Here is a 25,537-nt window from a genome sequence, read left to right as displayed (position 1 = left end):
TACGGCTTAACGAGGGGCACGATAAACCAAAGGCTCCGTCCCGTTTGACAAGTGTGCCAGCACGACCTAAAAGCAATCGAGCCTACTTAAGTCTGGAGCACGCCATGCCTGTCGTCAGCGCCCTCTATCAAGCGCCTGCTACCCCTATAAGCGAACTCCAGACTCTGCTCGACCGACAACGCCTGGCGTATGGCGCTGATCCGTACCCGCCCCTTGAGCATCGCCAGCAATGGTTAAAAAGCCTACGCCAAATATTAAGTGATGAGCGAGAGGTGTTGATTGACGCCATCAGTCAGGATTTCAGCCACCGCAGCCCGGACGAGACCCTGTTCGCCGAGTTGATGCCAAGCTTGCACGGTATTGATCACACCCTCAAACACCTCAAGCGCTGGATGAAGCCTTCACCCCGGCACGTTGGCGTAATGTTCCAGCCCGCCAGCGCCAAAGTGGTGTATCAACCTTTAGGGGTCATCGGCATTATCGTGCCGTGGAACTACCCGCTGTACTTGGCTATTGGCCCTCTGGTGGGAGCGCTGGCGGCAGGTAACCGAGTCATGCTCAAGCTCAGCGAATACACCCCGGCCACCGGGCACTGGCTCAAAGAGTTGCTGGGGCGCATTTTCCCCGAGGACAGGGTGGCTGTGGTGTTGGGCGAAGCCGATGTGGCCGTCGCTTTCTCAGGGCTTGCGTTTGATCATTTGCTGTTCACCGGTTCTACCCATGTGGGCAAACAGGTGATGCGCGCGGCCGCAGAAAACCTGACCCCGGTAACGCTGGAGCTGGGCGGCAAATCCCCCGCCATCGTATCGGCTGACGTACCGCTCAGAGAGGCCGCGCAACGCATTGCCTGGGGCAAAACCCTGAATGCCGGGCAAACCTGCATTGCGCCTGATTATGTGCTGGTGCCACACAACAGAGTCGAAGGCTTTGTCGAGGCCTATCGCACGGCGGTTCATGGTTTTTATCCGACCCTGACAGATAATCCGGACTACACCGCCATCATCAACGAGCGGCAGGTGGCGCGCCTCGAAAGCCTGCAAACGGACGCCGAACGTAAAGGCGCCCGGTTGCTTACGTTGTATGACCACGGCCAGGGACGGCGCATGCCTCATGCGTTATTGCTGGACGTCAGCGACGACATGCAAGTGATGCAGGAAGAAATCTTTGGTCCGCTGCTGCCCATTGTCACGTATCACCGTCTGGACGAAGCGCTGGCCTACATAAATGCCAGACCACGCCCGTTAGCGCTTTATTACTTTGGGTACAACAAGGCGGAACAGGAACACGTCATTCAGCACACCCACTCCGGTGGCGTGTGCATCAACGAGACGCTGCAACACGTGGCCATCGACGACCTGCCATTTGGTGGCGTCGGGCCTTCAGGCATGGGGCATTATCACGGCCATGAAGGCTTTTTAACGTTCAGCAAAGCCAAAGGTGTGTTGATCAAACAGCGGTTGAACAGTTCGATGGCGGCCTACCCACCTTACGACCGACAACGGGTGCGACTGGTCCAGAAGCTGTTTATTCGTTAGGCACAGAATCTCTCGGCAACGGCTCTGGCGGCCCATAAGCCCCCTAAAATCTGCGAAAAAGGAGGCTTTTTGCCACGTCTATAGTGCTTTCTTCTGCGAATGGCGACTTGGCCCACCGGTAAGGCTGCGATACCATCCGACTCCCCAACGGATTCCCGCCAGGACGACGCGATGAACCGAGTGTTGTACCCAGGTACATTTGACCCTATTACCAAGGGCCACGGCGATCTGGTCGAGCGCGCCTCGCGCCTGTTCGATCACGTGATCATTGCTGTCGCTGCCAGCACCAAGAAAAACCCGCTATTCCCTTTGGAACAGCGCGTTGAGCTGGCACGTGAAGTCACCAAGCACCTGCCCAATGTTGAGGTAGTCGGCTTTTCGACACTGCTTGCCCACTTCGCCAAAGAACAGAACGCCAACGTGTTTTTGCGTGGCTTGCGGGCGGTCTCTGACTTTGAATACGAGTTCCAGCTGGCGAACATGAATCGTCAATTGGCGCCGGACGTCGAGAGTCTGTTTCTCACCCCTTCTGAGCGCTATTCGTTTATTTCGTCGACATTGGTTCGTGAAATTGCGGCATTGGGCGGCGATATCAGCAAGTTTGTGCACCCAGTTGTGGCTGACGCCCTGACCGAACGCTTTCGCAAGAAGTAACCGCTGAAGCGGCGCCCGCGTGCACTACGGGCGCCAATGCGGCACAATTGCGCGCATTCGATTTCAGTTGCCCGGGCTGACTGCCCCGGCCGGAGTACCCATGTCCCTGATCATTACCGACGATTGCATTAACTGCGACGTCTGCGAACCCGAGTGTCCGAACGCCGCGATTTCACAAGGTGAAGAGATCTATGTGATCGACCCTAACCTGTGTACTCAATGCGTAGGCCATTACGATGAACCGCAATGCCAGCAGGTGTGCCCGGTAGACTGCATCCCACTGGATGAAGCCCACCCGGAAACCGAAGAGCAATTGATGGCCAAATACCGGGCAATTACCGGTAAAGCCTGACGCAGCCTGCTTTCGTAGCAGCTGCCGAAGGCTGCGTCCGGCGACGAAGTCGTCGTAAATTCGCAGACTTCGATTTATCAGGCACACCGAGAGCTGGGGTTTTACGATCGCTTCGCAATCGGACGCAGCCTGCGGCAGCTGCTACGGGGTGGAATGCTAACGCGGTTACTTTTGGCAACGCGGGCAGAATACGCTGGCGCGCTGACCCAGTTTGACTTCGCGTAACTCCGTGCCGCAAATCTTGCACGGCTCGTAGCCTCGGCCGTACACAAACAGCTCCTGCTGGAAGTATCCCGGCTGGCCGTCACCACCAATGAAGTCGCGCAAGGTGGTACCACCGCGCTCAATGGCCGCGGCCAGAATTCGCTTAATCTCAATCGCCAGCTTCACATAGCGCGCCCTGGAAATGCTCCCCGCCTCGCGACGCGGGTCGATGCCTGCCGCAAACAGCGCTTCAGTCGCGTAGATATTGCCCACGCCTACCACCACTGCGTTGTCCATGATGAACGGTTTGACTGCCATTGAACGCTTGCGCGACATCTGAAACAGCCGGTCCCCCTCAAACAGATCGGTCAGCGGTTCCGGCCCCAGCTTCGCCAGCAATGCGTGGTTGAGCGGGTCAAGACTCCAGAGCATCGCCCCAAAGCGCCGCGGATCGGTGTAGCGCAAAGCCAGCCCAGACTCCAGTTCAATGTCCACATGCTCGTGCTTGGCCGCCGGTAAACCGGCCTCCACCAGACGCAAATTGCCAGACATGCCCAAATGGCTGATCAACGTGCCCACCTCAGCGTTGATCAGCAGGTACTTGGCACGGCGCTCGACCTTGATGATCTTCTGCCCCGACAAACGCACATCCAGATCTTCCGGAATTGGCCAACGCAGGCGTCTTTCACGCACGACCACCCGACTGACCCGCTGCCCTTCAAGATGCGGAGCAATGCCACGGCGGGTTGTTTCGACTTCTGGCAGTTCAGGCATTTAATGCACCCCCAAGTCGCGAATACTTTCTTTCAGGTTGTCAAAGTCATACTCGGACAACCCCACGTAATCCAGTACCAAGTGGCTGATGCTGTTCCACTCATGATCATCACGCTGATTACCCAGCACCTGGTGCGAGGCACAAATATGCTCGGCCATCTTCAACGTAGCCAGCAGGTTTTTTAGCTGGCTTTGGCGTGACGAATCATCACTGAAAATCGCCAGCGCATTGTGGTGATTGGCAATGGCGTGCGTCAGGTGTTCAGGCAAGCGCCAGGACTTGGCCGTGTAGTAACCCACCACGGCATGATTGGTGTTGAAGTGCCTGTTTTCAATGTCCACCACGCGGCTATCGGGCCCGGCATCGGCATAGCCCTGTTCCAGCACACGCATGTAATCGGGGAAGCGCTTGAGCATCAACGGGATGCCGCAATCGTGGAACAAGCCTAATGCATAGGCTTCATCCACCGCCTGGGTGCCCGTGCGCTTGGCCAGCGTCATGCTGGTCATGGCCACATCCTGCGCGGAGTCCCAAAAACGGTTGAGGGTCACGATGGTGTCATCACTCATCTCGCCCTTGATCGACTGCGCATTGATCAAATTGATCACGGTACGGCTGCCCAGCAACGTCACGGCCCGACGAATGGAGGCAATTTTATTGGTCAGGCCGTAATACGGCGAGTTGACGATTTTCATCAGCGCACCGGACAACCCCGGGTCTTGAGCGATCAAACCGGCGATCACCTCCAGATCAGGGTCGGGCATGTATTGCTCCATCTGCAAGTCCACCATGATTTGCGGCTGAGGCGGTACGCTGATGCCTTGCAGGGCAACGCTGATCTGTTCGGATGAAAGCTCGGGAGGCATGGGGACTCACTCTGGAATAGCGGGCGATTCTAGCGGAATTCTCTGACCCCGAGGGCAGGTAATCCGACGCAATACCGCGAATCAACTGAGCTTGAAGGCCGTGTCTAAGGCTATAATCGCGCCCTTTTCAATACCCGGAGCGACGTCATGTCCCTGCCAAGCCTGCGCCTTAAAGCCAATGCCGATCGACGCCTGCGCGCCGGCCACTTGTGGGTCTACAGCAACGAAATTGATGTAGCCGCCACCCCACTTCACGGTTTCAAGGCCGGTGATCAGGCTGTGCTCGAAGCAGCCGGCGGCAAGCCGCTGGGCATCGTGGCCATGAGCCCGAACAACTTGATCTGTGCGCGCTTGTTGTCGCGTGACGCCAAACTGCCTTTGGACAAGTCGCTGTTGGTGCACCGCCTGAACGTGGCCTTGTCCCTGCGCGAGCGTCTGTTCGACAAGCCTTTCTACCGCCTGGTGTACGGCGATTCCGATTTGCTGCCGGGTCTGGTGGTTGATCGTTTCGGCGACATTCTGGTGGTGCAACTGGCTTCTGCCGCGATGGAGCAGCACAAAGCTGACGTGATCGCAGCGCTGGTTCAAGTGCTCAAGCCAAGCGGCATCCTGTTCAAGAACGACTCAGCCGCCCGTGATGCGGAAGGCCTGGAGCGTTATGTTGAAACCGTCTTCGGTCTGGTGCCGGAGTGGGTGGCGCTGGAAGAGAACGGCGTGAAGTTCGAAGCACCGGTGATCGCCGGCCAGAAAACCGGCTGGTTCTACGACCACCGCATGAACCGCGCGCGTCTGGCCCCGTACGTTAAAGGCAAACGTGTTCTGGACTTGTACAGCTACATCGGCGGCTGGGGTATTCAAGCTGCGGCCTTCGGCGCCAGCGAAGTCTTCTGTGTAGACGCTTCGTCGTTTGCACTGGACGGTGTTGAACGCAATGCTGCACTGAACGGCTTTGCCGAGAAAGTGACCTGCATGGAAGGTGACGTGTTTGAAGCCCTAAAAGAGTTGAAAGCCAACGAAGAGCGTTTCGACGTGATCGTGGCCGATCCGCCTGCCTTCATTAAGCGCAAGAAAGACATCAAAAACGGCGAAGGTGCCTATCGCCGCCTGAACGAGCAAGCCATGCGTCTGCTCAACAAGGACGGGATTCTGGTCAGTGCTTCGTGCTCGATGCATTTGCCTGAGGATGACCTGCAAAACATCCTGCTGACCAGCGCTCGCCATCTGGATCGCAACATGCAGTTGCTGGAGCGCGGCGGCCAAGGCCCGGACCACCCGGTGCACCCGGCCATTGCAGAAACCCGTTACATCAAAAGCATCACCTGCCGTTTGCTGCCTAACAGCTAAAGCAAACTCAAACCCGTAGCAGCTGCCGCAGGGGGCGTGCGATTACGCAGCAATCGTAAAGTCTGAGTTCCCGGTTTTCCTGATAAACCAAAGGCTCCGACTTTTCGACGGCTGCGCCGCCGGACGCAGCCTGCGGCAGCTGCTACGGTTATCTCGGGTCGAGTATCTCGTCTTCCACCTGCAACGATTGATAGCGTGGTTTGACCACCTTCACGTCACCCTGACGAATCTTCTCGATCAACGCCTGCGCGTTCTCGACACTGTCATAGCTCCCGGCTCGCTGCCATGAGCCTTGTGCGTCACGCTTGAAAAACTCAGGCACGGCATAGCCTGTACGTTTGGATACCTGCAACACCTCGTCCCGCCCATCCTGATCCAGATCCACCGCCCACAACACACAACCTTCAACGCGACACGCAGGGTTGCTGAGCTTCGGGCTGTCGAATTGTTCGCTGCCTTCAACCTTCGGGCCGATCCACTCTACGACACGTTCACCCGAGCGGCGGGTGCCGGTTTCAGCTTCTTTGAGGCGCTTCAGCAATACCTGCCGCGCCTCCGGTGTCAGCACCTGCCCCTGCTCGGCCTGAGCCAGCAAAGTCTCATACGCCAGCCTTCCGGGCGCTCCCATACGATTTCGCAAGGTATCTGCATCAAAGCTTTCAACCGGGGTTTTGCCCTCAAGCAGCCTCTGCACCTGATTCTTCGCGCTGAACTGTAATGGGCTGAACCAAGGCGTATGAATCACCAGCAACAGCAACACCGTCATCAACGCAATCGCCGGGTTACTGGCACGTAAAGGTTCCAGCCATGGGCGCCGTGGCGCAACCACCGCCCACACCGCCGCCAGACCATGAGCGAACATCACGCCCACCAGCAGCATCGCCAGCAAGCGGCTCGGAGTGAGGCCATATTGTTCGATGCGCAGCCACGTGGAATACCCGGCCAACCCGACGAGCACTGGCAAGCACAACAGGCACAGGTCGACCAAGCGCAGCAGCCAGACCGGATAACCACTGCTCTGTGCGCCGTCTTGAAAGACTCCGTTCAACAGAAACAGATTGGCGGCTACCAGGCATAGCAAGATCGTCGTCGAGTAACCCGTGGCCCAAATTGGCGCCAGCCCGGTAAAGGGCAAAGTGAAGGTGAACACGATGACGATCAACGCACTCAGTGGCAGTAATACGCGACACAGCGTTAGCAAGATGCCGCGCAGCATGCCAATTACCCGATCATTGTCGCGACCCATGTTCACGCCCAGCGCAAACACCATCGCCGATGCGATGTATATGAAGCCGTCGCTTGAAAACAGATTATTGAGCGCAACAATGCCGAGCATCTTGAACAAACTGCCCCATAACAGCAGCAGCGCCCAAAACACCGCGTTCAGCAGCAAGCCCAGCAACACGATAAAAACGGTGTCCCACGCATGGCGGAACAGATCTTCGTAGCGGGGGGCGAGCCCTTCACGGGTGGGCCAGCTCAATATGAAAGCGGTGCAAATGTAGGCAATCACCACTGCAAAACAGGTCCAGCTACCGGGCAGCCAATTACCGGGGCGGCCGGTATCGTCTCCTTCCCAAAACACCCAGGCACTGATCGCCGTCATCACCACGGTCAGCCCTAGCACCAGCCAGCCCGTGCCACGCCGCCGAATGTGGTCGCCCAACAGCAGCAGGTTAATGCCGCCCACCAGCACGGCCGTGACCAAGGCGAACTTCATACCCGGCTCAGCGATAACACTGGCCATCCATAGCAACAAACCTTGTGCCAGACCTATCGATAGCGAGGTTTTGGCAGAACGGTTGAGTGTCAGCATGGTGAATCCTTTTCGAAGAACAGCACCTGCGCACTCTACCCCCATTCCCTCCAGCTATCAGCCGTGTAGAATCGACGCATTCATCGCCAATCATCCCCGGCGGGTTTATGAGCTCAAGCCCAAGCACGCGGCGATCCCGCAGTGTTTACGGCAACTCGCGGATACGTGGTCATTTTCTGTGTGATCCGCCTGTCATTAGAAGCTCACTTCCCTGTTTGTTACCTGATTAGCCGCCCGGAGTTGTTCCATGCCTGACTATCGTTCGAAAACCTCCACCCACGGCCGCAACATGGCCGGTGCCCGCGCTTTGTGGCGCGCCACGGGGATGAAAGATGCCGACTTCAAGAAGCCGATCATCGCCATTGCCAACTCCTTTACCCAGTTCGTACCCGGCCATGTCCACCTCAAAGACATGGGCCAACTGGTGGCCCGCGAGATCGAACGCGCCGGCGGCGTTGCCAAAGAATTCAACACCATTGCCGTCGACGATGGCATCGCAATGGGCCATGACGGCATGTTGTACTCGCTGCCGAGCCGCGAAATCATCGCCGACTCCGTGGAGTACATGGTCAACGCCCACTGCGCTGACGCCATTGTGTGCATCTCCAACTGCGACAAAATCACCCCTGGCATGCTGATGGCCTCGTTGCGCCTCAACATTCCGGTGATTTTCGTGTCGGGCGGGCCGATGGAAGCGGGCAAAACCAAGCTCGCCAGCCACGGCCTCGATCTGGTCGACGCCATGGTCATCGCCGCCGACTCCAGCGCTTCTGACGAGAAGGTTGCCGAGTACGAGCGCAGCGCATGCCCGACCTGTGGCTCATGTTCCGGCATGTTCACCGCCAACTCGATGAACTGCCTGACCGAAGCCCTTGGCCTGGCCTTGCCCGGCAACGGTTCGGCACTGGCTACCCACAGCGACCGTGAACAATTGTTCCTGCAAGCCGGGCGCACCATCGTCGACCTGTGCCGCCAGTACTACGTCGAGAATGACGAATCGGTATTGCCCCGCAACATCGCCAACTTCAAGGCGTTTGAAAACGCCATGACGCTGGACATCGCCATGGGCGGTTCCACCAACACCATCCTGCACTTGCTGGCCGCCGCCCAAGAAGCCGAAATCGACTTCGACCTCAAAGACATCGACCGCCTGTCACGTCATGTACCGCAGCTGTGCAAAGTGGCGCCAAACATCCAGAAGTACCACATGGAAGACGTGCACCGTGCAGGTGGCATCTTCTCTATTCTGGGCTCGCTGGCCCGTGGCGGCCTGCTGCACACCGAACTGCCGACTGTTCACAGCAAGACCATGGCCGAAGGCATCGCCAAGTGGGACATCACCCAGACTGACGATGAGGCCGTGCACACCTTCTTCAAGGCAGGCCCTGCCGGCATCCCGACGCAGACCGCGTTCAGCCAGTCGACCCGCTGGGAAACCCTGGACGACGACCGTGAAAACGGCTGCATCCGCAGTGTTGAGCACGCCTACTCACAAGAAGGCGGCCTGGCCGTGCTGTACGGCAACATCGCGCTGGATGGCTGCGTCGTTAAAACCGCAGGTGTCGACGAGTCGATCCACGTGTTTGAAGGCAACGCCAAAATTTTCGAAAGCCAGGACAGCGCCGTTCGCGGCATTCTGGCTGACGAAGTGCAGGCCGGTGACATCGTGATCATTCGTTACGAAGGCCCGAAAGGCGGCCCGGGCATGCAAGAAATGCTCTACCCGACCTCGTACCTGAAATCCAAAGGTCTGGGCAAAGCGTGTGCCTTGCTCACCGATGGTCGTTTCTCCGGCGGCACCTCAGGCCTGTCTATAGGCCATGCTTCACCGGAAGCCGCTGCGGGCGGTGCGATCGGACTGGTGCAGGACGGTGACAAAGTGCTGATCGACATTCCTAACCGTTCGATCAACCTGCTGATCAGCGACGAAGAAATGGCGGCGCGCCGTGCAGAGCAAGACAAGAAAGGCTGGAAGCCGGTGGAAGTGCGTCCGCGCAAAGTCACCACGGCACTGAAGGCCTACGCCTTGTTGGCGACCAGCGCTGACAAGGGCGCTGTACGTGACAAAGCCTTGCTGGACAAGCTGGTGCCTTAAGACCTCACGCAGCAACAGAATCCCGGCCCCGTGCCGGGATTTTTTATGGCCGTGGTAATCACTTATTCCCAAAACCTAGCTCCCCATTCCACATCGGTATATTTGCCGATATTTCAACCTGTTAGGCTTTCTGGTTCGCAATTGTTGCATCCAAAGACTGGTACAAGTCGCCCCTCGGAGCTTTCATGAATTTCCCGCTGATCCTCAATCTGCTGGTGTTCCTCGCGTTGCTGTTCGGCTTGTCGCTGACCCGCCACACCGCGTGGAGCCTGGCCAAAAAAGTCCTGCTGGCGCTGGTGCTCGGCGTATTGTTCGGCCTGGGCCTGCACCTGATTTACGGGGGCGATAACCCGACCCTGAAAACCTCCATCGGCTGGTTCGATCTGGTCGGCAGTGGCTACGTGCAACTGCTGCAAATGATCGTAATCCCCTTGGTGTTTGCCTCGATCCTCAGTGCGGTCGCCCGCCTGCACAATGCCTCTTCGCTGGGCAAGATCAGCTTTCTGACCATTGGCACCCTGCTGTTCACCACCATGATTGCAGCGCTGGTCGGTATCGGTCTGACCAACCTGTTCGGCCTGACCGCCGAAGGCCTGGTGGCCGGGGCTGCGGAAATGAGCCGCCTGCACATCATCCAGAATGAGTACGCCGGTAAAGTGGCGGATCTGAATGTGCCGCAATTGTTGCTGTCATTTATCCCGCAAAACCCGTTTGCAGACCTGGCTCGCGCCAAGCCGACCTCGATCATCAGCGTGGTGATATTCGCCGCTTTCCTGGGCGTCGCCGCGTTGCAATTGTTCAAGGACGAGCCTGAAAAAGGCAGCAAAGTGCTGAATGCCATCGACACCCTGCAAGCCTGGGTGATGCGCCTTGTACGTCTGGTCATGAAGCTGACCCCATACGGCGTGCTGGCATTGATGACCAAAGTGGTGGCCATGTCCAACCTGCAAGACATCATCAAACTCGGCAGTTTTGTGGTGGTGTCTTACATCGGCCTGGCCGTGATGTTTGTGATTCACGGCGTGATTCTGTCGTTCGCCGGTGTGAACCCGCTGCGCTTCTTCCGCAAAGTATGGCCGGTGCTGACGTTTGCTTTCACCAGTCGTTCAAGTGCGGCAAGTATTCCGCTGAGTATCGAAGCTCAAACCCGTCGCTTGGGGATCCCGTCCTCGATCGCCAGCTTTGCCGCCTCGTTTGGCGCCACCATTGGCCAAAACGGTTGCGCCGGTCTGTACCCGGCCATGTTGGCGGTGATGGTTGCTCCGACCGTGGGCATCAACCCGCTGGATCCGGTGTGGATCGCCACCTTGGTGGCCATTGTGACCTTGAGCTCGGCCGGTGTGGCGGGCGTGGGTGGCGGTGCAACCTTCGCAGCCTTGATCGTACTGCCGGCGATGGGCTTGCCGGTGTCGTTGGTGGCGCTGTTGATTTCGGTCGAACCGTTGATCGACATGGGCCGCACAGCGCTGAACGTTAGCGGTGCAATGGTAGCCGGCACCGTGACCAGCCAGATCATGCACGAGACTGACAAAGCTGTATTGGCAGAAGACGATCACGGCGATTTGGCCCACGCCTAAACGCCTTGCCCTCTCCCGCAGGGAGAGGGCACTGACCGCACGCGGTCATAAAATCACACCAAATAGCCCCCTCTCCCTCTGGGAGAGGGTTGGCCTCTAAAGCGCCAGCAACCGACGCAATTCAGCCAGCGCAGGCGCCGTATCAGGGCGCACACCGCGCCATAGGGTGAACGCTTCGGCGGCTTGTTCAGCCAGCATCCCCAAACCATCCATGACCTTGCCCGCGCCCTGCTCGCCAGCCCAAACACAAAACGGCGTAGGTGCGCTGCCATACATCATGTCGTAGCACAGGGTTTTACCCGACTCGATCAAGCTGCTGGCAATCGGTGGCACTTCACCGGCCAGGCTGGCGGAGGTGGCATTGATGATCAGGTCAACAGGCTCATGCAGCCAGTCAAAACCACTGGCAGCCACCGAGCCCAGATCACTGAACAGTTCGGCCAGCAATTCGGCTTTTTCTACGGTACGGTTGGCAATGGTGACCGCCGCAGGGCTTTCGGCCAGAATCGGCTCCAACGCCCCGCGCACAGCACCACCCGCCCCCAGAATCAGAATACGTTTGCCCTTGAGGCTGAAACCGGCGTTCACGGTTAAATCACGCACCAGGCCTGCACCGTCGGTGTTATCGCCCAGCAAGCGGCCGTCTGCCAACTTGCTCAACGTATTGACCGCCCCTGCCCGCAGCGCCCGTGCGGTCAGCTCATCCGCCATACGGTAAGCGTCTTCTTTGAAAGGCACGGTGACGTTGGCGCCGCGCCCTGTTTCAAAAAAATCCTTGGCGCAACCGGCAAAATCGTCCAGAGGCGCCAGCTGGGTGTCGTACTGCATGGCTTGTGCCGTTTGTTCGGCAAACAAACGGTGGAGCACGGGAGATTTGCTGTGGGCAATCGGGTTGCCGAAAACGACGTAACGGTCCATCACGCTCGCTCCTCAGCCAACCAGTCGCGGTCTTGCAGAAAGTAATCGGTCAGACGCGCCTCTTCGCTGCCCGGCAAGGCTTTCCAGTCATAACCCCAACGCACTTGCGGCGGCAATGACATCAGGATCGATTCGGTACGGCCGCCCGATTGCAGACCAAACAGGGTGCCACGGTCGTACACCAGGTTGAATTCGACGTAGCGGCCACGGCGGTATTCCTGAAACTCACGCTGCTGCGCTGTAAATTCGGTGGCTTTGCGGCGCTGAACAATCGGCAAGTAGGCGTCGATGTAGGCGTCACCAATGGCGCGAATAAAAGCGAAGCAGGTGTCGAAATCCCATTCGTTCAGGTCATCAAAGAACAGGCCGCCAATACCGCGCGGCTCGTTGCGGTGTTTGATGTGGAAGTAGCTGTCGCACCAAGCCTTGTAGCGCGGGTACACGTCAGCGCCAAACGGCGCACAGGCTTGCTCGGCCACGCGGTGCCAGTGCACACAGTCTTCTTCGACGGCGTAGTAAGGCGTCAGGTCAAAGCCGCCGCCAAACCACCAGACCGGTTCTTCGCCCTCTTTTTCTGCGATGAAAAAACGCACGTTGGCGTGAGAGGTCGGCACGTGCGGATTGTGCGGGTGAATCACCAGTGACACGCCCAAAGCCTCAAACCCGCGGCCTGCCAGTTCAGGGCGGTGGGCGCTGGCAGAGGGCGGCAGGCCGCTGCCAAACACGTGGGAAAAATTCACGCCGCCTTTTTCAATCACGTTGCCGTCTGCGATCACGCGGGTACGGCCACCGCCGCCTGCCGGGCGTTCCCAGGCGTCTTCTATGAAATGGGCGCCGCCGTCTTCAGTCTGCATCGCGTTGCAAATGCGGTCCTGAAGGTCGAGCAGGTAGGCTTTAACGGCCTCGGTGCGAGTAGTCATGACATCACCTTAAATCGGGCAAAGCGACGCGGCACGCCGCTCAGAGCGGGGCCGGCGGCGAAGAAACGGGAACAGACCCTAGCATATCACCGCATAAAGCTTCGCCGCAGTTGACGAAGATCACGCCAGAGCGTTGGATAGGGGCTTCGTCAAATCAACGAGGACAGTGCAGATGGCTAAGCGTATCCAGTTTCGGACCCACGGCGGGCCCGAAGTACTTGAGTATGTCGACTTCACACCCGCAGAGCCGGGTCCGCAGCAAGTCCGCGTGAGCAACAAGGCCATCGGTCTGAATTTTATCGACACCTATTTCCGTGGCGGTTTGTACCCACTGCCAGAGCTGCCGTCCGGGCTGGGCAATGAAGCCGCAGGCATCGTCGATGCGGTGGGCAGTGATGTGCACAACGTCAAAGTCGGCGACCGTGTGGCTTACGGCACCGGGCCGCTGGGTGCGTACAGCGAGTTGCACGTATTGCCGGCCGCGAATGTGGTGAAGCTTCCCGACGATATTTCGTTTGAGCAAGCCGCCGCGGTGATGCTCAAAGGGCTGACGGTGCAGTACTTGTTGCGTCAGACCTATGAACTCAAGGGTGGCGAAACCATCTTGTTCCATGCGGCTGCGGGCGGTGTCGGTTCAATTGCCTGCCAATGGGCCAAAGCGCTGGGCGTGAAGTTGATTGGCACAGTCAGCTCGCCTGAGAAGGCGGCGTTGGCGAAAAAGCTGGGGGCATGGGAAACCATCGACTACAGCCATGAAGACGTGGCCAAGCGGGTGCTGGAATTGACCGACGGTAAAAAATGCCCCGTGGTCTATGACGGGGTCGGCAAAGACACGTGGCTGACCTCCCTGGACTGCACCGCACCGCGTGGTTTGGTCGTCAGTTTCGGGAATGCATCCGGGGCCGTGAGCGGGGTGAACCTGGGTATTTTGTCGCAGAAGGGATCGCTGTACGTGACCCGGCCAACATTGGCCAGCTACGCCAATAACGCCGAGAACCTGCAAGCCATGGCGGACGAACTGTTTGAGATGATTCGCAGCGGCAAAGTGACGGTCGATATCAATCAGCGCTTTGCACTCAAGGATGCGGCCCAGGCCCAGACCGAGCTGTCGGCACGACGGACCACCGGTTCGACCATCTTGTTGCCTTGATTCAGCTCTTCGTAGCAGCTGCCGAAGGCTGCGATCGGCGGCGTAGCCGTCGTGAAATCGGATGTCTCGGTCTTTCTGACCGACCGTGGCTTCAGGTTTTACGACGGCTTCGCCGCCGGACGCAGCCTGCGGCAGCTGCTACGGGGGTTACGATCACCTTTACGCCGGGCGCACAACCTTGCCCGTTGCCAGATCACGAATCAGACTCGGGTTTTTACGTCCCCCCAGATTGCCGCCCAATACGTGGTCGATCTGCCCACGAAAATACTGCTCAACCTTGAGCCGCGTCCGTGCCGCCGGCAAACCGGCCGGGTTCGCGGAGGTCGATACAATCGGTCCCACCAGCGAACACAACTCACGCACCAACGGGTGGTCACTCACACGCAAAGCCACCGTGTCATGCACGCCAGTGATCCACTCTGGCAGTAATCCTTGATGCGGCACCAGCCAAGTATTGGGCCCGGGCCAAGTGCTGGCCATGCGGTCGAGCCACTCTTGAGGAAAGTCTTCGAACAGAAAGTCGAACTGGCGAATGTTGTCGGCTATCAGAATCAGGCCTTTATCCACAGGTCGTGATTTGATCGCCAGCAAACGCTCCACCGCCTCTTCATCCCACGGGTCGCAACCCAGTCCCCACACAGCCTCGGTCGGGTAGGCAATCACCGCGCCCGCACGAATTGCTCTTGCTGCTTGCTGGACGCGCCAGGTGCTGATCATCAAATGTCTCCAAAATAGGTGCTGTGCGCAGTGTACTTAGCTGGCGCAAGCAAACCAACGCCCGCCCTCCAGCACCACGCGCCCCTCCAACTCAAGTTCGGTCAAGGCGGCCAATAACCGGGGCAGCTCCCAACCACTGGCGCTGACCAGACCTTCACTGGTGTAAGGCGCCGCTTGCAACAATTGCACGAGCGGATGATAGCTGGGGGTGAACAGGTCCGCTGTGGCTAACGGTAAAGAGCGCCAGCCACGCAGGCCTTCGAGAATATGCTCGACGGTTTCAACCAGCGTTGCGCCGTCGCGAATCAACTGGTGGCACCCGCGTGCTCCCGGATGATGGATGGAGCCGGGAATGGCGTAGACCTCACGCCCTTGTTCGGCGGCCAGCCGGGCCGTGATCAGCGAACCGCTCGCCACGCTGGCTTCGACCACCAGTACGCCGAGTGACAGGCCACTGATGATTCGATTGCGTCGAGGAAAGTTGCCGGGCAGCGGCCCGGTCTCTAACGGGAACTCGGAAACCACTGCGCTGGCGCCGTTAATCATCGCGTCAGCCAAGGCGCGATGGCGCTGTGGATAAAGTTTTTCGAGCCCTGTGCCGAGCACCCCCACGGTGAGGCCGCCGACATCAAGGGCTGCCCGGTGGGCCGCACCGTCGACGCCCAATGCCAACCCACTGGTGATGACAAATCCGGCGCTGGCCAGGCTGCGTGAAAATGCACCGGCGGTATCCAACCCGGGCCGGGAGGCGCGGCGGCTGCCGACGATTGCCAGCTGGGGTTTCTCCAGTATTGAAGGATCGCCGGCCACGAATAACAGGGGCGGGGCATCGCACAACTCGCTCAATAACGCTGGGTAGTTCGCCTGATCATGTAACAAGAGATGCTGGCTTGAGCGCTCAAGCCAGCGCAGTGCAGCGCTGGCACCGTCGCGTATCTGCGGGCTGCGCCGGGCCTGAGCACACGTGGCGGGCAGACCCAGCGCCGACCACGCGCTGGCAGGCGCGCCCAGCGCCGAACTGGCGCAACCAAAGGCACTGAACAGCGTGTAATAACGCTTTGGCCCCATGTCGGGTAACAGGTGCAAACGCAAACGGGCCTCAAGCTCGCAAGGGGAAATATCGGGCAACGGCATGTGATCATCCTTGATCGTTCAGAGCGCTATCAAGACCGGAACAAGCTGTGGATAAGTCTGTGAACAAGTTGTTTGCCAAGCAATGAAAAACCCCAGCTTGAGCACCCGGCTTGCATTTGAAATCGCGCATGGAAACCCAACTTTAGTTGAGGGTTTCAGGCAACCATCGCGCGTTGGTTTCAAACTGCGACAGACCGCGCTGAGCTCATGCCCGATGCAGTCCGGCAGCTAGTCGTTTCATCCGCCGGGGAATCCCTTTATTATGTGCGTTCGCGTGAAACGCTAGAGCCCGAGCGGGCTGTCTTCTGAAGGGGACGTTTTGCACAGGTTGCCCGAAGTCCTCAGGACCACCTGACAACCGTTTTTGAATCTTTCACACAGTGCATCAATCAAACTTATGGCTATTTTAAACATCCTCGAATTCCCAGACTCGCGACTGCGCACCATCGCCAAGCCCGTGGCGGTTGTGGACGACGAAGTGCGCCAGTTGATCGATGACATGTTTGAAACCATGTACGAGGCGCCGGGTATTGGTCTGGCCGCCACGCAAGTCAACGTGCATAAACGCATCGTGGTCATGGACCTGAGCGAAGACCGCAGCGAACCTCTGGTGTTTATCAACCCTGAGTTCGAGGCCCTGACCGACGAGACGGATCAGTATCAGGAAGGCTGCCTGTCTGTTCCGGGTTTCTATGAAAACGTCGATCGACCGCAACGCGTCAAAATCAACGCGCTGGACCGTGACGGCAAGCCCTTTGAAATGATTGCCGAAGGCCTGTTGGCCGTGTGCATTCAGCACGAATGCGACCACCTCAACGGCAAGCTGTTTGTGGATTATCTGTCTAACCTCAAGCGTGACCGGATCAAGAAGAAGCTGGAAAAACTGCACCGCCAGAACGCTTGATCCCAACACCCAACTATTGACGCGGCTCCTGTAGCCGCTGTCGAGGCACGAAGGCTGCGATCGGGCGCGAAGCGGCCTTCATCCACGCTCTACGGATATGCCTGATGTACTCTATCGCCGGGTTTTGCAACTGCTATGCAGCCGTTCGCAGCCTTCGTACCTCGTCATCGGCTACAGGTATTTCGAAGGATTACTCCAGCGCTCCCCCCCATTCCAAGTGAGTAATTCATGACTGAGCCATTGCGCATCGTCTTTGCTGGCACCCCAGAATTCGCCGCTGAACACCTCAAGGCCCTGCTAGACAGCCCTTACGAGATTGTCGCGGTCTACACCCAACCGGATCGTCCGGCAGGGCGCGGGCAAAAGCTGATGCCAAGCCCGGTCAAGCAGTTGGCCCTTGAGCATCACATCCCTGTCCTGCAACCGCCCACGCTGCGTGCCCCCGAAGCCCAAGCCGAACTCGCGGCCTTGAAGCCCGATTTGCTGGTGGTGGTGGCGTACGGCCTGATCCTGCCCCAAGTTGTGCTCGATATTCCGCGCCTGGGCTGCATCAACAGCCATGCTTCGTTGCTGCCACGCTGGCGCGGTGCGGCGCCGATCCAGCGCGCCATCGAGGCAGGCGACAGCGAGAGCGGTGTGACCGTCATGCGCATGGAGGCGGGTCTGGACACCGGCCCCATGCTGCTCAAGTCCGTGACCCCGATCAGCGCCGACGATACGGGCGGCAGCTTGCACGACCGTTTGGCCAATCTCGGGCCGCCAGCAGTGATCGAAGCGATTGCCGGTCTGGCAGCCGGCACGTTGCAAGGTGAAGCGCAGGACGACAGCCTGGCGACCTACGCCCATAAACTCAACAAAGACGAAGCTCGAATTGACTGGGCCCGCCCGGCAGTGGAGCTGGAGCGAGTGATTCGCGCCTTCAATCCTTGGCCCATCTGCCACAGCACACTCAACGGTGAAGCCCTGAAAGTGTTGGCCGCCACTCTGGCTGACGCTCAAGGCGAACCGGGGCAGATTCTCGCCGCCAGCAAGGACGGCCTGATTGTGGGATGTGGCGAAGGCGCGCTGTGCCTGACACGCCTGCAATTGCCCGGCGGCAAGGCGCTGGCGTTCAGCGATTTTTTCAACAGCCGTCGTGAGAAATTCGCCGTCGGTACAGTACTGGGTGCCGCCCAATGAACCCGCGTCTGGCTGCTGCCAAAGCCCTGACCGCCGTCCTGAATGGCAAGGCATCGCTCAACAGTTCGCTGCCGTTACAACTGGATAAGGTCGAGGTGCGTGACCGCGGCCTGACTCAGGATCTGGCCTTCGGTACAGCCCGCTGGCAGCCACGCCTGTCGGCGCTGGCCAACAAACTGCTGCAAAAGCCGTTCAAAGCCGCCGATGCAGACGTAGAAGCGCTGTTGCTGGTGGGCTTGTACCAACTGCTCTACACGCGCATTCCGGCCCACGCAGCCATCGGCGAAACCGTCGGCTGCGCAGACAAACTGAAAAAACCGTGGGCCAAAGGCCTGCTCAATGCCGTCTTGCGCAATGCACAGCGCGAGAGCGAAGCCTTGCTCGCCGAACTGGAACACGACCCAGTGGTGCGTACCGCGCACCCGCGCTGGCTGCAAAAATCGCTGAAAGCCTTCTGGCCACAGCAGTGGGAAGCCATTTGCGCGGCCAATAACGCGCATCCACCGATGATTTTGCGGGTCAATCGTCGTCATCACAGCCGTGATGCCTATCTGCAACTGCTGATCGATGCGGGTATCGAAGCCCAGCCTTGCACCTTCAGCCAGGACGGCATCGTGCTGGCCGAAGCGTGCGATGTGCGCACCTTGCCGGGCTTTGCCGAAGGCTGGATCAGCGTCCAGGACGAGGCCGCGCAATTGGCGGCTGACCTGCTGGATCTGGCTCCCGGCCAGCGCGTGCTTGACGCCTGCTGTGCACCCGGAGGCAAGACCTGCCACATTCTCGAAGTCGAGCCGCAATTGGCCGGCGTGGTCGCAGTGGATCTGGAAGCCAAGCGTCTGGTGCGGGTTCGCGAAAACCTTGAGCGTCTGGGCCTGAGTGCCGAGTTGATTGCCGCTGATGGCCGCGACACCGCCACATGGTGGGACGGCAAACCGTTCCAGCGCATTTTGCTGGACGCCCCTTGCTCGGCAACCGGCGTGATCCGTCGCCACCCCGACATCAAGCTGACGCGCCAGCCCGACGACATTGCCGCCCTCGCCGCCTTGCAAGGCGAGTTGCTTGACGCAATGTGGCCTACGCTGGAGGTCGGTGGCATCTTGCTGTATGCCACCTGTTCGACGTTGCCGACCGAAAACACCGAAGTGATCGAAGCCTTTTTGGCCCGAACCCCCGGTGCGCGGGAGCTGGATATTGCCGGTTCGTTCGGCATCAAGCAGCCGCATGGCCGTCAATTGCTGGCTCAAGAAGGCGGACACGACGGGTTTTATTACGCCAAGTTGATCAAGATCGCTGCCGTTCGCGGCTAAACAGGGACTGACGGCATGAAAATCATCATTCTCGGCGCAGGTCAGGTCGGCGGCACACTGGCCGAACATTTGGCCAGCGAAGCAAACGACATCACCGTGGTCGATACCGATGGCGAACGCCTGCGCGACCTCGGCGACCGGCTCGATATTCGTACGGTGCAAGGCCGCGCTTCGTTGCCCAATGTGCTGCGTCAGGCGGGCGCCGATGACGCTGACATGCTGGTGGCGGTGACCAACAGCGACGAGACCAACATGGTCGCGTGCCAAGTGGCGTACTCGTTGTTTCACACCCCTACCAAAATCGCGCGCGTACGTGAGTCGGCCTACTTGACCCGCGGTGAAGAGCTGTTCGACAACGACGCCATTCCAGTGGACGTGTTGATCAGCCCCGAACAAGTGGTGACCAACTACATCAAACGCCTGATTGAGCACCCCGGCGCCTTGCAGGTGATCGACTTTGCCGACGGCAAAGCCCAATTGGTGGCGGTCAAGGCCTACTACGGTGGGCCGCTGATTGGTCAGCAGCTACGCCAGTTGCGCGAACACATGCCCAATGTCGACACGCGGGTTGCCGCCATTTTCCGCCGTGATCGTCCGATTACACCCCGTGGCGATACCGTGATCGAGGCGGATGACGAAGTGTTTTTCATCGCTGCCAAAGCCAATATCCGCGCGGTGATGAGTGAAATGCGCCGCCTGGATGAAAGCTACAAGCGGATCGTGATTGCGGGCGGCGGGCAGATTGGCGAACGGCTGGCCGAAGCCATTGAAAGCCGCTATCAGGTCAAGATCATCGAGATGAACCCTGCGCGTTGTCGCTACTTGTCCGACACGCTCGACAGCACCGTGGTGTTGCAAGGCAGCGCCTCGGACCGCGATTTGATGCTCGAAGAAAACATTGCCGATGCCGACCTGTTTCTGGCCCTGACCAACGATGACGAAGCCAACATTATGTCGTCGCTGCTAGCCAAGCGTCTGGGCGCGAAAAAGGTGATGACCATCATCAACAACCCCGCCTACGTGGACTTGATTCAGGGCGGCGAGATCGATATCGCCATCAGCCCGCAGCTGGCCACTATCGGCACGCTGCTGGCCCACGTACGCCGTGGTGATATTGTCAGCGTTCACTCATTGCGTCGGGGCGCAGCCGAGGCCATCGAAGCCATTGCCCACGGCGACTCGAAATCGAGCAAGGTGATTGGCCGTCGTATTGGTGAGATTCACTTGCCCCCGGGCACAATCATTGGCGCGATCATTCGCGACGAAGAAGTGCTGATTGCCCACGACGCTACCGTGGTCAATGCAGGCGATCATGTAATCTTGTTCCTTGTGGATAAAAAGCATATTCGCGACGTCGAAAAGCTGTTCCACGTTGGGTTGAGTTTCTTCTAAGGAGATTGGCGTGCTGGAATCACTGGAAAAGATGCTGGCCAAGGGTGTGGATAACGCGTTACTGCGCTTTGGCCTGGGCAAGGGCTATCTCGACCTTGGGGATAACCTCAAAGCCGTTGAGCATTTGCAGGCTTGCGTCACGTTTGACCCCAAATATTCCGCAGCGTGGAAGTTATTGGGCAAGGCGCAATTGGCGGCGGGAAACAGGGACGCCGCACGCACGGTGTGGCAGCAGGGAATAGCGGCAGCGCAGGCCCACGGCGATAAGCAGGCAGAAAAAGAAATGGCCGTGTTCTTGAAGAAGCTCGATAAGCCAAAAACCTGAATGTGCAGGGTGAGAGTGGGCGCCAAAGCCTGACCACCCTCCACCATTCGATATCACGCCTTGGGCTTTTTGCGCGGCTTAAGGTACTTGGTCAAGCCCTGAAACCAGATGACCAACGCCGGGTTGCCTTTAATCTGAATCGACTTGTCTTGAATGCCGGTCATGAAAGCCAATTGCTTGTTCTTGGCTTGCATCGTGGCAAAGCCATAATCAGCGTCTTTGAAGGCAATGGCGAAAGCAGGCTCCGGGTACAGACCCGAATGGCTGGTGATGCGAAGGTTTTTGACTTTGAAGTGACGGGCCACTTTGCCATCGAGGGTTTGCAGCTGGAAAACCAGGTCTTTATCAACCAGTTGCTGTTGGAAAGCAGGGTTTTTACGGCTGGCTCTGCCCATCAGCAAGCCCAGCATCCAGAGCAAAAAACGAAATTTCATGTGCGCGCCTCGGGAAGTAATAACTAGCCGGCGCAGTGTAGCGATTTGAACAAAGAACACCACTTTTCTGCAGTGTTAGACGCAGAATAAGCAGATTTTGCCACTTATAGCCGCACAATCGGCTCAAACATTGTCAAAAATGGGCGCTGTCATACCAGCTCGCCCATTCCTTAAGCCACCTTCAATCGCGGCAATTGCCAGGCTTATGGGTTAACACTGTCTTTAAGAAACTTGCCCGGCTTGAAAGCCACGGTGTTGCTGGCCTTGATTTTCACCGGCTCGCCGGTTTGCGGGTTTTTACCGGTGCGAGCACCGCGATGACGTTGAATAAACGTACCGAAGCCGACCAGCGTGACGCTGTCTTTGCGGTGCAGGGCATTGGTGATTTCTTCGAGTACTGCATTGAGTACGCGGCTGGCTTGCTCTTTAGTGAGGTCAGCCTTGTCAGCGATAGCGGCGGCGAGATCTGGTTTACGCATGATGAAGCCTCTTTGACGGTTTTTTGTTGTTATGTCCGTGCTGCTCTCTAATGGAGCCGCGCTCAGGGCGCCGCAGGCTCTACTCTGCGGCAGACCGGTGTGAGAATGGCACGCGGCCAAATCCTGCGCCAGCCTCTGGCGAGGCTTTGTTGAGACAAGGCAATGTCATAAGCGACATAAACAGCGGTATTTACGCCAAAAGCGCAGGTAGCTCTTTATTGAGTGCCAGTTTTTCGCGAACCGCCTCACCCGTCAGCGCATAACCGAGCAAGTTGCCCTCCGCGTCGCGGCACAAGGCTTTAATGTCAGCACCCTGGCCTTCCACAGTCCACACCCCTTCGTAGCCGCGAGGCACAGGCGACACCACCAGAGGGCAAACCGGGGTTTTGACCGTAATGGGCATCGCGCCGTAGCTCACCGCTGTCGGGTTGCCTGCCAGTGTTTGCGCCAACGCCCGTGCACCGTTCATCAGGGGCATGACGTAGAGCAGGCTCAAGCCTTCCACTTCGGCGCAATCACCCAGCGCGTAAATATTGGCATGAGAGGTTTTGAGATGACGATCAACCTCGATACCGCGATTGACCTGTAGGCCGGCCGCCGCAGCCATATCAATGCGCGGACGCAAACCAATCGCAGAGACCACCACATCACAGGCAATCACGCTGGCGTCTGACAAATGTGCTTGCAGCCCATCGGCGGTGCGTTGCAGGCGGGTCAATACCGGGCCCAGATGCAAACGCGCCCCAAGGCTTTTCAGACCTGCTTGCACGGCCGCCGCAGCAGCAGGATGCAACAGGGTTGGCATGACTTGCTCACACGGGGCCACCATATCGACTTCGAAGCCACCGGCAATCAGGTCATTGGCAAATTCACAGCCAATCAGTCCAGCGCCCAGGATCAGCACACGGCGCTTGCCCGCTGCAGCAGTGCGAAAACGCGCATAGTCTTCCAGGTCGTTGATCGGGAAGATGGCGTCCTGCGCATCGCCTTCTACCGGCACCTGTACGGTTTGCGCACCCCACGCCAGAACCAGATCGCGGTAAGGCACCGCCTCTTCGCCAATCCACAGTTGTTTGTGGCCCGCATCAATACCGCTGATACGGGTGTGGATGCGCACTTGGGCATTAAGCTGCGCGGCCATGGCCTCCGGCGTCGCCATGCTCAGACCGTCAGCCTCTTTATTTTTGCCAAAGCCGGTGGACAGCATGGGCTTGGAATAGGAGCGCCCATCATCTGCCGTGATCAGCAATAACGGGGTCTCGCTGTCCAGCTTGCGAAACTCCCGGGCCAGGTTATAGCCAGCCAGCCCAGTACCCACGATCACGACAGGTGCGTTCATTCCATACTCCAGGGTTGAATCAGGTTGTTAAGGGATCAATCAGTTGATTTCGATCATCTCGAAATCCATTTTGCCGACACCACAGTCCGGGCACAGCCAGTCTTCAGGAACGTCCTGCCACAACGTACCGGGCGCAATGCCGTCATCCGGCCAGCCGTCGGCTTCGTTGTAAATCAGTCCACATACGATGCATTGCCACTTTTTCATGAAATTATTTCCTAGGGTTCAGGCCGCACGAGGCCACAGACTTGTCGAAACCTGCTGCGTTGCTCGTCATTTTCAGGGCGTTTTGTACTGATGACCACTGTGATATGCAAGCACGATTGCTGCCACTAACCGCTCAAGCGCTCATTCAATAGGCAGCGTGCTAAGCTCGCGGGCCTCAATGGCTGCCAATTATGACCTACCGTGTCGCACATGACGTCTCCACTGATCTCCCCTGTCTGGCTTGAACAAAGCCACCTACACACCACCCCTGATGAACAAACACTCGATTGGTTGTTCGACCAGGGCTCATTGACTCGCCGGCTTACCGCGCTTTCAGACGGCGCCTTTAGCGTGCTGCCGCTGCTTGAGGGCTGGCAGACGTTGCGCCAGGACGAGTGCACTGCGCTCGACCTGCCTGAGGGCAGCCGGGGCTGGGTGCGCGAAGTGTATTTGCGCGGGCACCAGCAACCGTGGGTATTTGCCCGCAGCGTCGCGGCACACAGCGCCCTGGAGCAGGGCGGGCTAAATCTGGAAGACCTGGGAACCCGGTCACTGGGGGAGCTGCTTTTTTGCGACCACGCCTTTGAGCGCGGCCCGTTGCAGGTATGCCACTACCCACGCGACTGGCTACCGGTGGCTGATCGGGCCGACCAACTTTGGGCACGCCGCTCACGCTTTGTACGCGACACATTAAGCGTACTGGTGGCCGAAATCTTCTTACCCCCCTTGTGGGCCATCCTGAGTGCCCGGCCGGAGAACAGCTGATGTACGTACGCCTGCTCAAATCGCTCAACCGCCTGAACCCTCGGGCCTGGGACTTTATTCAACTGACCCGTATGGATAAACCCATCGGTATCTACCTGCTGCTGTGGCCAACGCTGTGGGCGCTGTGGGTGGCCGCCAAGGGCGTACCGTCGCTGAGCAACCTGCTGATCTTTGTGCTGGGTGTGATCCTGACCCGAGCCGGCGGCTGTGTGATCAACGACTTTGCTGATCGCAAGGTGGACGGTCACGTCAAACGCACCGAACAACGACCTTTGGTCAGTGGAAAAATCAGCAGCAAAGAAGCGCTGGTGTTTTTTGCCCTGCTCATGGGTGCCAGCTTCCTGCTGGTGCTGTGCACCAATACCCCGACCATCTTGCTCTCATTTGGCGGGCTGGCATTGGCCGCCACTTACCCGTTCATGAAGCGCTACACCTACTACCCGCAAGTGGTATTGGGCGCAGCATTCTCGTGGGGCATGCCGATGGCGTTTACCGCCGAAACCGGAAGCGTGCCGGCGGCAGCGTGGCTGCTCTACATCGCCAACTTGCTGTGGACGGTGGGGTATGACACTTACTACGCCATGACCGACCGCGAAGACGACCTGAAAGTCGGGGTTAAATCCACTGCCATCCTGTTTGGCGATGCAGACCGCGTCATCATCCTCACACTGCAATGTTTGGCATTGGTTTGCCTGCTGTTGGCGGGCTCGCACTTTGAGTTGGGCGGCTGGTTTCATCTGGGCTTATTGGCCGCAGCGGCCTGCTTTGTGTGGGAATTCTGGTACACGCGAGACCGCGATCCCCAACGGTGCTTTAAAGCCTTCTTGCACAACCATTGGGCGGGATTGGCGATCTTTATCGGCATCGTACTCAATTACGCGCTGGGGTAACCCCTGTGCGCCGTGGGGCAGCGGCTCTGTGGTATTGACCACACGATGCTGCTGCACTCACGTTGTGCACTAGGCGGCCGCGAAAGATGAGTGCAACAACCACCCTCCAGTAAGGTGCCGCCCGGGCGTGTCGGATTCAACCCCAAAGTCTCCACCCACCCCGTGGGGTTGGGCAGGTACTGGTAGTTGTTGAGTCCGCCCGTCAGTTTGATCGAGGCGGGGGTCAGGTAGTGGCCGGTGAAGTTTATAGGCTTCCACA

The 25,537-nt window shown here is 58.5% G+C and carries 25 protein-coding genes; 14 read left to right on the top strand and 11 right to left on the bottom strand.

What is annotated here, in order from left to right; translation table 11 throughout:
* Window positions 1-104 precede the first annotated feature (104 nt).
* From EQV93_RS05420 to EQV93_RS05410, 3 genes are all read left to right on the top strand, one after another.
* The gene (locus tag EQV93_RS05420; RefSeq protein WP_122785517.1) at window positions 105-1,535 is read left to right on the top strand and encodes a coniferyl aldehyde dehydrogenase; all 1,431 of its coding nucleotides are present in this window, start codon (window positions 105-107) and stop codon (window positions 1,533-1,535) included.
* A gap of 171 nt (window positions 1,536-1,706) precedes the next feature.
* Window positions 1,707-2,189: a pantetheine-phosphate adenylyltransferase gene (coaD, locus tag EQV93_RS05415; protein ID WP_019409197.1), complete on the top strand. Its 483-nt coding sequence runs from the start codon at window positions 1,707-1,709 to the stop codon at window positions 2,187-2,189.
* Window positions 2,190-2,289: 100 nt separating this feature from the next.
* Window positions 2,290-2,541: a YfhL family 4Fe-4S dicluster ferredoxin gene (locus tag EQV93_RS05410; RefSeq protein WP_122785518.1), complete on the top strand. Its 252-nt coding sequence runs from the start codon at window positions 2,290-2,292 to the stop codon at window positions 2,539-2,541.
* A 165-nt stretch (window positions 2,542-2,706) separates the two neighbouring features.
* Here the strand turns inward: EQV93_RS05410 and mutM are convergent, their stop codons facing one another.
* The gene (mutM, locus tag EQV93_RS05405; RefSeq protein WP_240891039.1) at window positions 2,707-3,519 is read right to left on the bottom strand and encodes a bifunctional DNA-formamidopyrimidine glycosylase/DNA-(apurinic or apyrimidinic site) lyase; all 813 of its coding nucleotides are present in this window, start codon (window positions 3,517-3,519) and stop codon (window positions 2,707-2,709) included.
* A complete protein-coding gene (locus EQV93_RS05400) occupies window positions 3,520-4,386 on the bottom strand; it encodes an HDOD domain-containing protein (RefSeq protein WP_122785520.1) in 867 nt (288 codons plus the stop codon). It lies immediately after the preceding gene.
* Between the two features lie 147 nt (window positions 4,387-4,533).
* Here EQV93_RS05400 and EQV93_RS05395 point away from each other — a divergent pair, with 147 nt between their 5' ends.
* Entirely contained in the window at window positions 4,534-5,730 is a 1,197-nt protein-coding gene (locus EQV93_RS05395; protein ID WP_122785521.1) for a class I SAM-dependent rRNA methyltransferase, read from the top strand.
* 148 nt (window positions 5,731-5,878) lie between these two features.
* On the opposite strand, the gene EQV93_RS05390 is transcribed toward EQV93_RS05395, so the two are convergent.
* Complete coding sequence (locus EQV93_RS05390) at window positions 5,879-7,546, bottom strand: DUF4153 domain-containing protein (protein WP_240891033.1); 1,668 nt, start codon at window positions 7,544-7,546, stop codon at window positions 5,879-5,881.
* Between the two features lie 247 nt (window positions 7,547-7,793).
* Here EQV93_RS05390 and ilvD point away from each other — a divergent pair, with 247 nt between their 5' ends.
* Both ilvD and EQV93_RS05380 read left to right on the top strand, forming a co-directional pair.
* The gene (gene ilvD, locus EQV93_RS05385; protein WP_122785523.1) at window positions 7,794-9,641 is read left to right on the top strand and encodes a dihydroxy-acid dehydratase; all 1,848 of its coding nucleotides are present in this window, start codon (window positions 7,794-7,796) and stop codon (window positions 9,639-9,641) included.
* Window positions 9,642-9,826: 185 nt separating this feature from the next.
* Complete coding sequence (locus EQV93_RS05380) at window positions 9,827-11,218, top strand: L-cystine transporter (protein ID WP_122785524.1); 1,392 nt, start codon at window positions 9,827-9,829, stop codon at window positions 11,216-11,218.
* Between the two features lie 96 nt (window positions 11,219-11,314).
* On the opposite strand, the gene aroE is transcribed toward EQV93_RS05380, so the two are convergent.
* Together aroE and hemF are read right to left on the bottom strand one after the other, a co-directional pair.
* Window positions 11,315-12,136: a shikimate dehydrogenase gene (gene aroE, locus EQV93_RS05375; protein ID WP_240891032.1), complete on the bottom strand. Its 822-nt coding sequence runs from the start codon at window positions 12,134-12,136 to the stop codon at window positions 11,315-11,317.
* Window positions 12,136-13,056, bottom strand: coding sequence for an oxygen-dependent coproporphyrinogen oxidase (gene hemF, locus EQV93_RS05370; protein ID WP_122785526.1), 921 nt, complete (start codon window positions 13,054-13,056; stop codon window positions 12,136-12,138). Before hemF ends, aroE begins: the two co-directional genes overlap by 1 nt.
* 172 nt (window positions 13,057-13,228) lie before the next feature.
* Between hemF and EQV93_RS05365 the strand changes: the two genes are divergently transcribed.
* Complete coding sequence (locus EQV93_RS05365; protein WP_122785527.1) at window positions 13,229-14,206, top strand: NADPH:quinone reductase; 978 nt, start codon at window positions 13,229-13,231, stop codon at window positions 14,204-14,206.
* 159 nt (window positions 14,207-14,365) lie between these two features.
* Here the strand turns inward: EQV93_RS05365 and EQV93_RS05360 are convergent, their stop codons facing one another.
* Window positions 14,366-14,923, bottom strand: coding sequence for an L-threonylcarbamoyladenylate synthase (locus tag EQV93_RS05360; RefSeq protein WP_122785528.1), 558 nt, complete (start codon window positions 14,921-14,923; stop codon window positions 14,366-14,368).
* 36 nt (window positions 14,924-14,959) lie between these two features.
* Complete coding sequence (gene dprA / locus EQV93_RS05355; protein WP_122785529.1) at window positions 14,960-16,057, bottom strand: DNA-processing protein DprA; 1,098 nt, start codon at window positions 16,055-16,057, stop codon at window positions 14,960-14,962.
* A 397-nt stretch (window positions 16,058-16,454) separates the two neighbouring features.
* Here dprA and def point away from each other — a divergent pair, with 397 nt between their 5' ends.
* The 5 genes from def to EQV93_RS05330 all read left to right on the top strand — a co-directional run bounded on the left by def (window position 16,455) and on the right by EQV93_RS05330 (window position 21,164).
* The gene (def, locus tag EQV93_RS05350; protein WP_122785530.1) at window positions 16,455-16,961 is read left to right on the top strand and encodes a peptide deformylase; all 507 of its coding nucleotides are present in this window, start codon (window positions 16,455-16,457) and stop codon (window positions 16,959-16,961) included.
* A gap of 228 nt (window positions 16,962-17,189) precedes the next feature.
* Window positions 17,190-18,140, top strand: coding sequence for a methionyl-tRNA formyltransferase (fmt, locus tag EQV93_RS05345; protein WP_240891030.1), 951 nt, complete (start codon window positions 17,190-17,192; stop codon window positions 18,138-18,140).
* Entirely contained in the window at window positions 18,137-19,447 is a 1,311-nt protein-coding gene (rsmB, locus tag EQV93_RS05340; RefSeq protein ID WP_240891029.1) for a 16S rRNA (cytosine(967)-C(5))-methyltransferase RsmB, read from the top strand. The genes fmt and rsmB overlap by 4 nt, the downstream gene beginning before the upstream one ends.
* A gap of 15 nt (window positions 19,448-19,462) precedes the next feature.
* Window positions 19,463-20,839 (top strand): Trk system potassium transporter TrkA, encoded by a 1,377-nt coding sequence (gene trkA / locus EQV93_RS05335; RefSeq protein ID WP_122785533.1) that lies wholly within the window; start codon window positions 19,463-19,465, stop codon window positions 20,837-20,839.
* Between the two features lie 10 nt (window positions 20,840-20,849).
* On the top strand, window positions 20,850-21,164 hold the full coding sequence (locus EQV93_RS05330; protein WP_240891027.1) for a tetratricopeptide repeat protein: 315 nt from the start codon (window positions 20,850-20,852) through the stop codon (window positions 21,162-21,164).
* 53 nt (window positions 21,165-21,217) lie between these two features.
* Here EQV93_RS05330 and EQV93_RS05325 read toward each other — a convergent pair whose 3' ends face one another.
* The 4 genes from EQV93_RS05325 to EQV93_RS05310 all read right to left on the bottom strand — a co-directional run bounded on the left by EQV93_RS05325 (window position 21,218) and on the right by EQV93_RS05310 (window position 23,623).
* Window positions 21,218-21,598 (bottom strand): helicase, encoded by a 381-nt coding sequence (locus EQV93_RS05325; protein ID WP_122785535.1) that lies wholly within the window; start codon window positions 21,596-21,598, stop codon window positions 21,218-21,220.
* A gap of 203 nt (window positions 21,599-21,801) precedes the next feature.
* Window positions 21,802-22,077 carry an HU family DNA-binding protein gene (locus EQV93_RS05320; RefSeq protein ID WP_122785536.1) on the bottom strand — a complete coding sequence of 92 codons (276 nt, stop codon included), beginning with the start codon at window positions 22,075-22,077 and terminating at the stop codon, window positions 21,802-21,804.
* A 190-nt stretch (window positions 22,078-22,267) separates the two neighbouring features.
* Complete coding sequence (locus EQV93_RS05315; protein ID WP_240891025.1) at window positions 22,268-23,416, bottom strand: FAD-dependent oxidoreductase; 1,149 nt, start codon at window positions 23,414-23,416, stop codon at window positions 22,268-22,270.
* 39 nt (window positions 23,417-23,455) lie between these two features.
* The gene (locus EQV93_RS05310) at window positions 23,456-23,623 is read right to left on the bottom strand and encodes a rubredoxin (protein ID WP_003437744.1); all 168 of its coding nucleotides are present in this window, start codon (window positions 23,621-23,623) and stop codon (window positions 23,456-23,458) included.
* 210 nt (window positions 23,624-23,833) lie between these two features.
* Here EQV93_RS05310 and EQV93_RS05305 point away from each other — a divergent pair, with 210 nt between their 5' ends.
* The gene (locus tag EQV93_RS05305) at window positions 23,834-24,388 is read left to right on the top strand and encodes a chorismate--pyruvate lyase family protein (protein ID WP_240891024.1); all 555 of its coding nucleotides are present in this window, start codon (window positions 23,834-23,836) and stop codon (window positions 24,386-24,388) included.
* Entirely contained in the window at window positions 24,388-25,278 is an 891-nt protein-coding gene (ubiA, locus tag EQV93_RS05300; RefSeq protein ID WP_146424937.1) for a 4-hydroxybenzoate octaprenyltransferase, read from the top strand. Before EQV93_RS05305 ends, ubiA begins: the two co-directional genes overlap by 1 nt.
* Window positions 25,279-25,537 lie beyond the last annotated feature (259 nt).

The sequence above is a fragment of the Pseudomonas sp. TMW22091 genome (genome assembly GCF_022496705.1).
Taxonomy (GTDB): domain Bacteria; phylum Pseudomonadota; class Gammaproteobacteria; order Pseudomonadales; family Pseudomonadaceae; genus Aquipseudomonas; species Aquipseudomonas saxonica.
The sequence above is the reverse complement of the archived record's forward strand: the minus strand, read 5'-3'. Positions and strand labels throughout refer to the sequence as shown.

Coding starts and splice junctions, on each gene's coding strand:
- EQV93_RS05420 (WP_122785517.1), top strand. CDS start 105: ATGCCTGTCGTCAGCGCCCTCTATCAAGCGCCTGCTACCCCTATAAGC.
- coaD (WP_019409197.1), top strand. CDS start 1,707: ATGAACCGAGTGTTGTACCCAGGTACATTTGACCCTATTACCAAGGGC.
- EQV93_RS05410 (WP_122785518.1), top strand. CDS start 2,290: ATGTCCCTGATCATTACCGACGATTGCATTAACTGCGACGTCTGCGAA.
- mutM (WP_240891039.1), bottom strand. CDS start 3,519: ATGCCTGAACTGCCAGAAGTCGAAACAACCCGCCGTGGCATTGCTCCG.
- EQV93_RS05400 (WP_122785520.1), bottom strand. CDS start 4,386: ATGCCTCCCGAGCTTTCATCCGAACAGATCAGCGTTGCCCTGCAAGGC.
- EQV93_RS05395 (WP_122785521.1), top strand. CDS start 4,534: ATGTCCCTGCCAAGCCTGCGCCTTAAAGCCAATGCCGATCGACGCCTG.
- EQV93_RS05390 (WP_240891033.1), bottom strand. CDS start 7,546: ATGCTGACACTCAACCGTTCTGCCAAAACCTCGCTATCGATAGGTCTG.
- ilvD (WP_122785523.1), top strand. CDS start 7,794: ATGCCTGACTATCGTTCGAAAACCTCCACCCACGGCCGCAACATGGCC.
- EQV93_RS05380 (WP_122785524.1), top strand. CDS start 9,827: ATGAATTTCCCGCTGATCCTCAATCTGCTGGTGTTCCTCGCGTTGCTG.
- aroE (WP_240891032.1), bottom strand. CDS start 12,136: ATGGACCGTTACGTCGTTTTCGGCAACCCGATTGCCCACAGCAAATCT.
- hemF (WP_122785526.1), bottom strand. CDS start 13,056: ATGACTACTCGCACCGAGGCCGTTAAAGCCTACCTGCTCGACCTTCAG.
- EQV93_RS05365 (WP_122785527.1), top strand. CDS start 13,229: ATGGCTAAGCGTATCCAGTTTCGGACCCACGGCGGGCCCGAAGTACTT.
- EQV93_RS05360 (WP_122785528.1), bottom strand. CDS start 14,923: ATGATCAGCACCTGGCGCGTCCAGCAAGCAGCAAGAGCAATTCGTGCG.
- dprA (WP_122785529.1), bottom strand. CDS start 16,057: ATGCCGTTGCCCGATATTTCCCCTTGCGAGCTTGAGGCCCGTTTGCGT.
- def (WP_122785530.1), top strand. CDS start 16,455: ATGGCTATTTTAAACATCCTCGAATTCCCAGACTCGCGACTGCGCACC.
- fmt (WP_240891030.1), top strand. CDS start 17,190: ATGACTGAGCCATTGCGCATCGTCTTTGCTGGCACCCCAGAATTCGCC.
- rsmB (WP_240891029.1), top strand. CDS start 18,137: ATGAACCCGCGTCTGGCTGCTGCCAAAGCCCTGACCGCCGTCCTGAAT.
- trkA (WP_122785533.1), top strand. CDS start 19,463: ATGAAAATCATCATTCTCGGCGCAGGTCAGGTCGGCGGCACACTGGCC.
- EQV93_RS05325 (WP_122785535.1), bottom strand. CDS start 21,598: ATGAAATTTCGTTTTTTGCTCTGGATGCTGGGCTTGCTGATGGGCAGA.
- EQV93_RS05320 (WP_122785536.1), bottom strand. CDS start 22,077: ATGCGTAAACCAGATCTCGCCGCCGCTATCGCTGACAAGGCTGACCTC.
- EQV93_RS05315 (WP_240891025.1), bottom strand. CDS start 23,416: ATGAACGCACCTGTCGTGATCGTGGGTACTGGGCTGGCTGGCTATAAC.
- EQV93_RS05310 (WP_003437744.1), bottom strand. CDS start 23,623: ATGAAAAAGTGGCAATGCATCGTATGTGGACTGATTTACAACGAAGCC.
- EQV93_RS05305 (WP_240891024.1), top strand. CDS start 23,834: ATGACGTCTCCACTGATCTCCCCTGTCTGGCTTGAACAAAGCCACCTA.
- ubiA (WP_146424937.1), top strand. CDS start 24,388: ATGTACGTACGCCTGCTCAAATCGCTCAACCGCCTGAACCCTCGGGCC.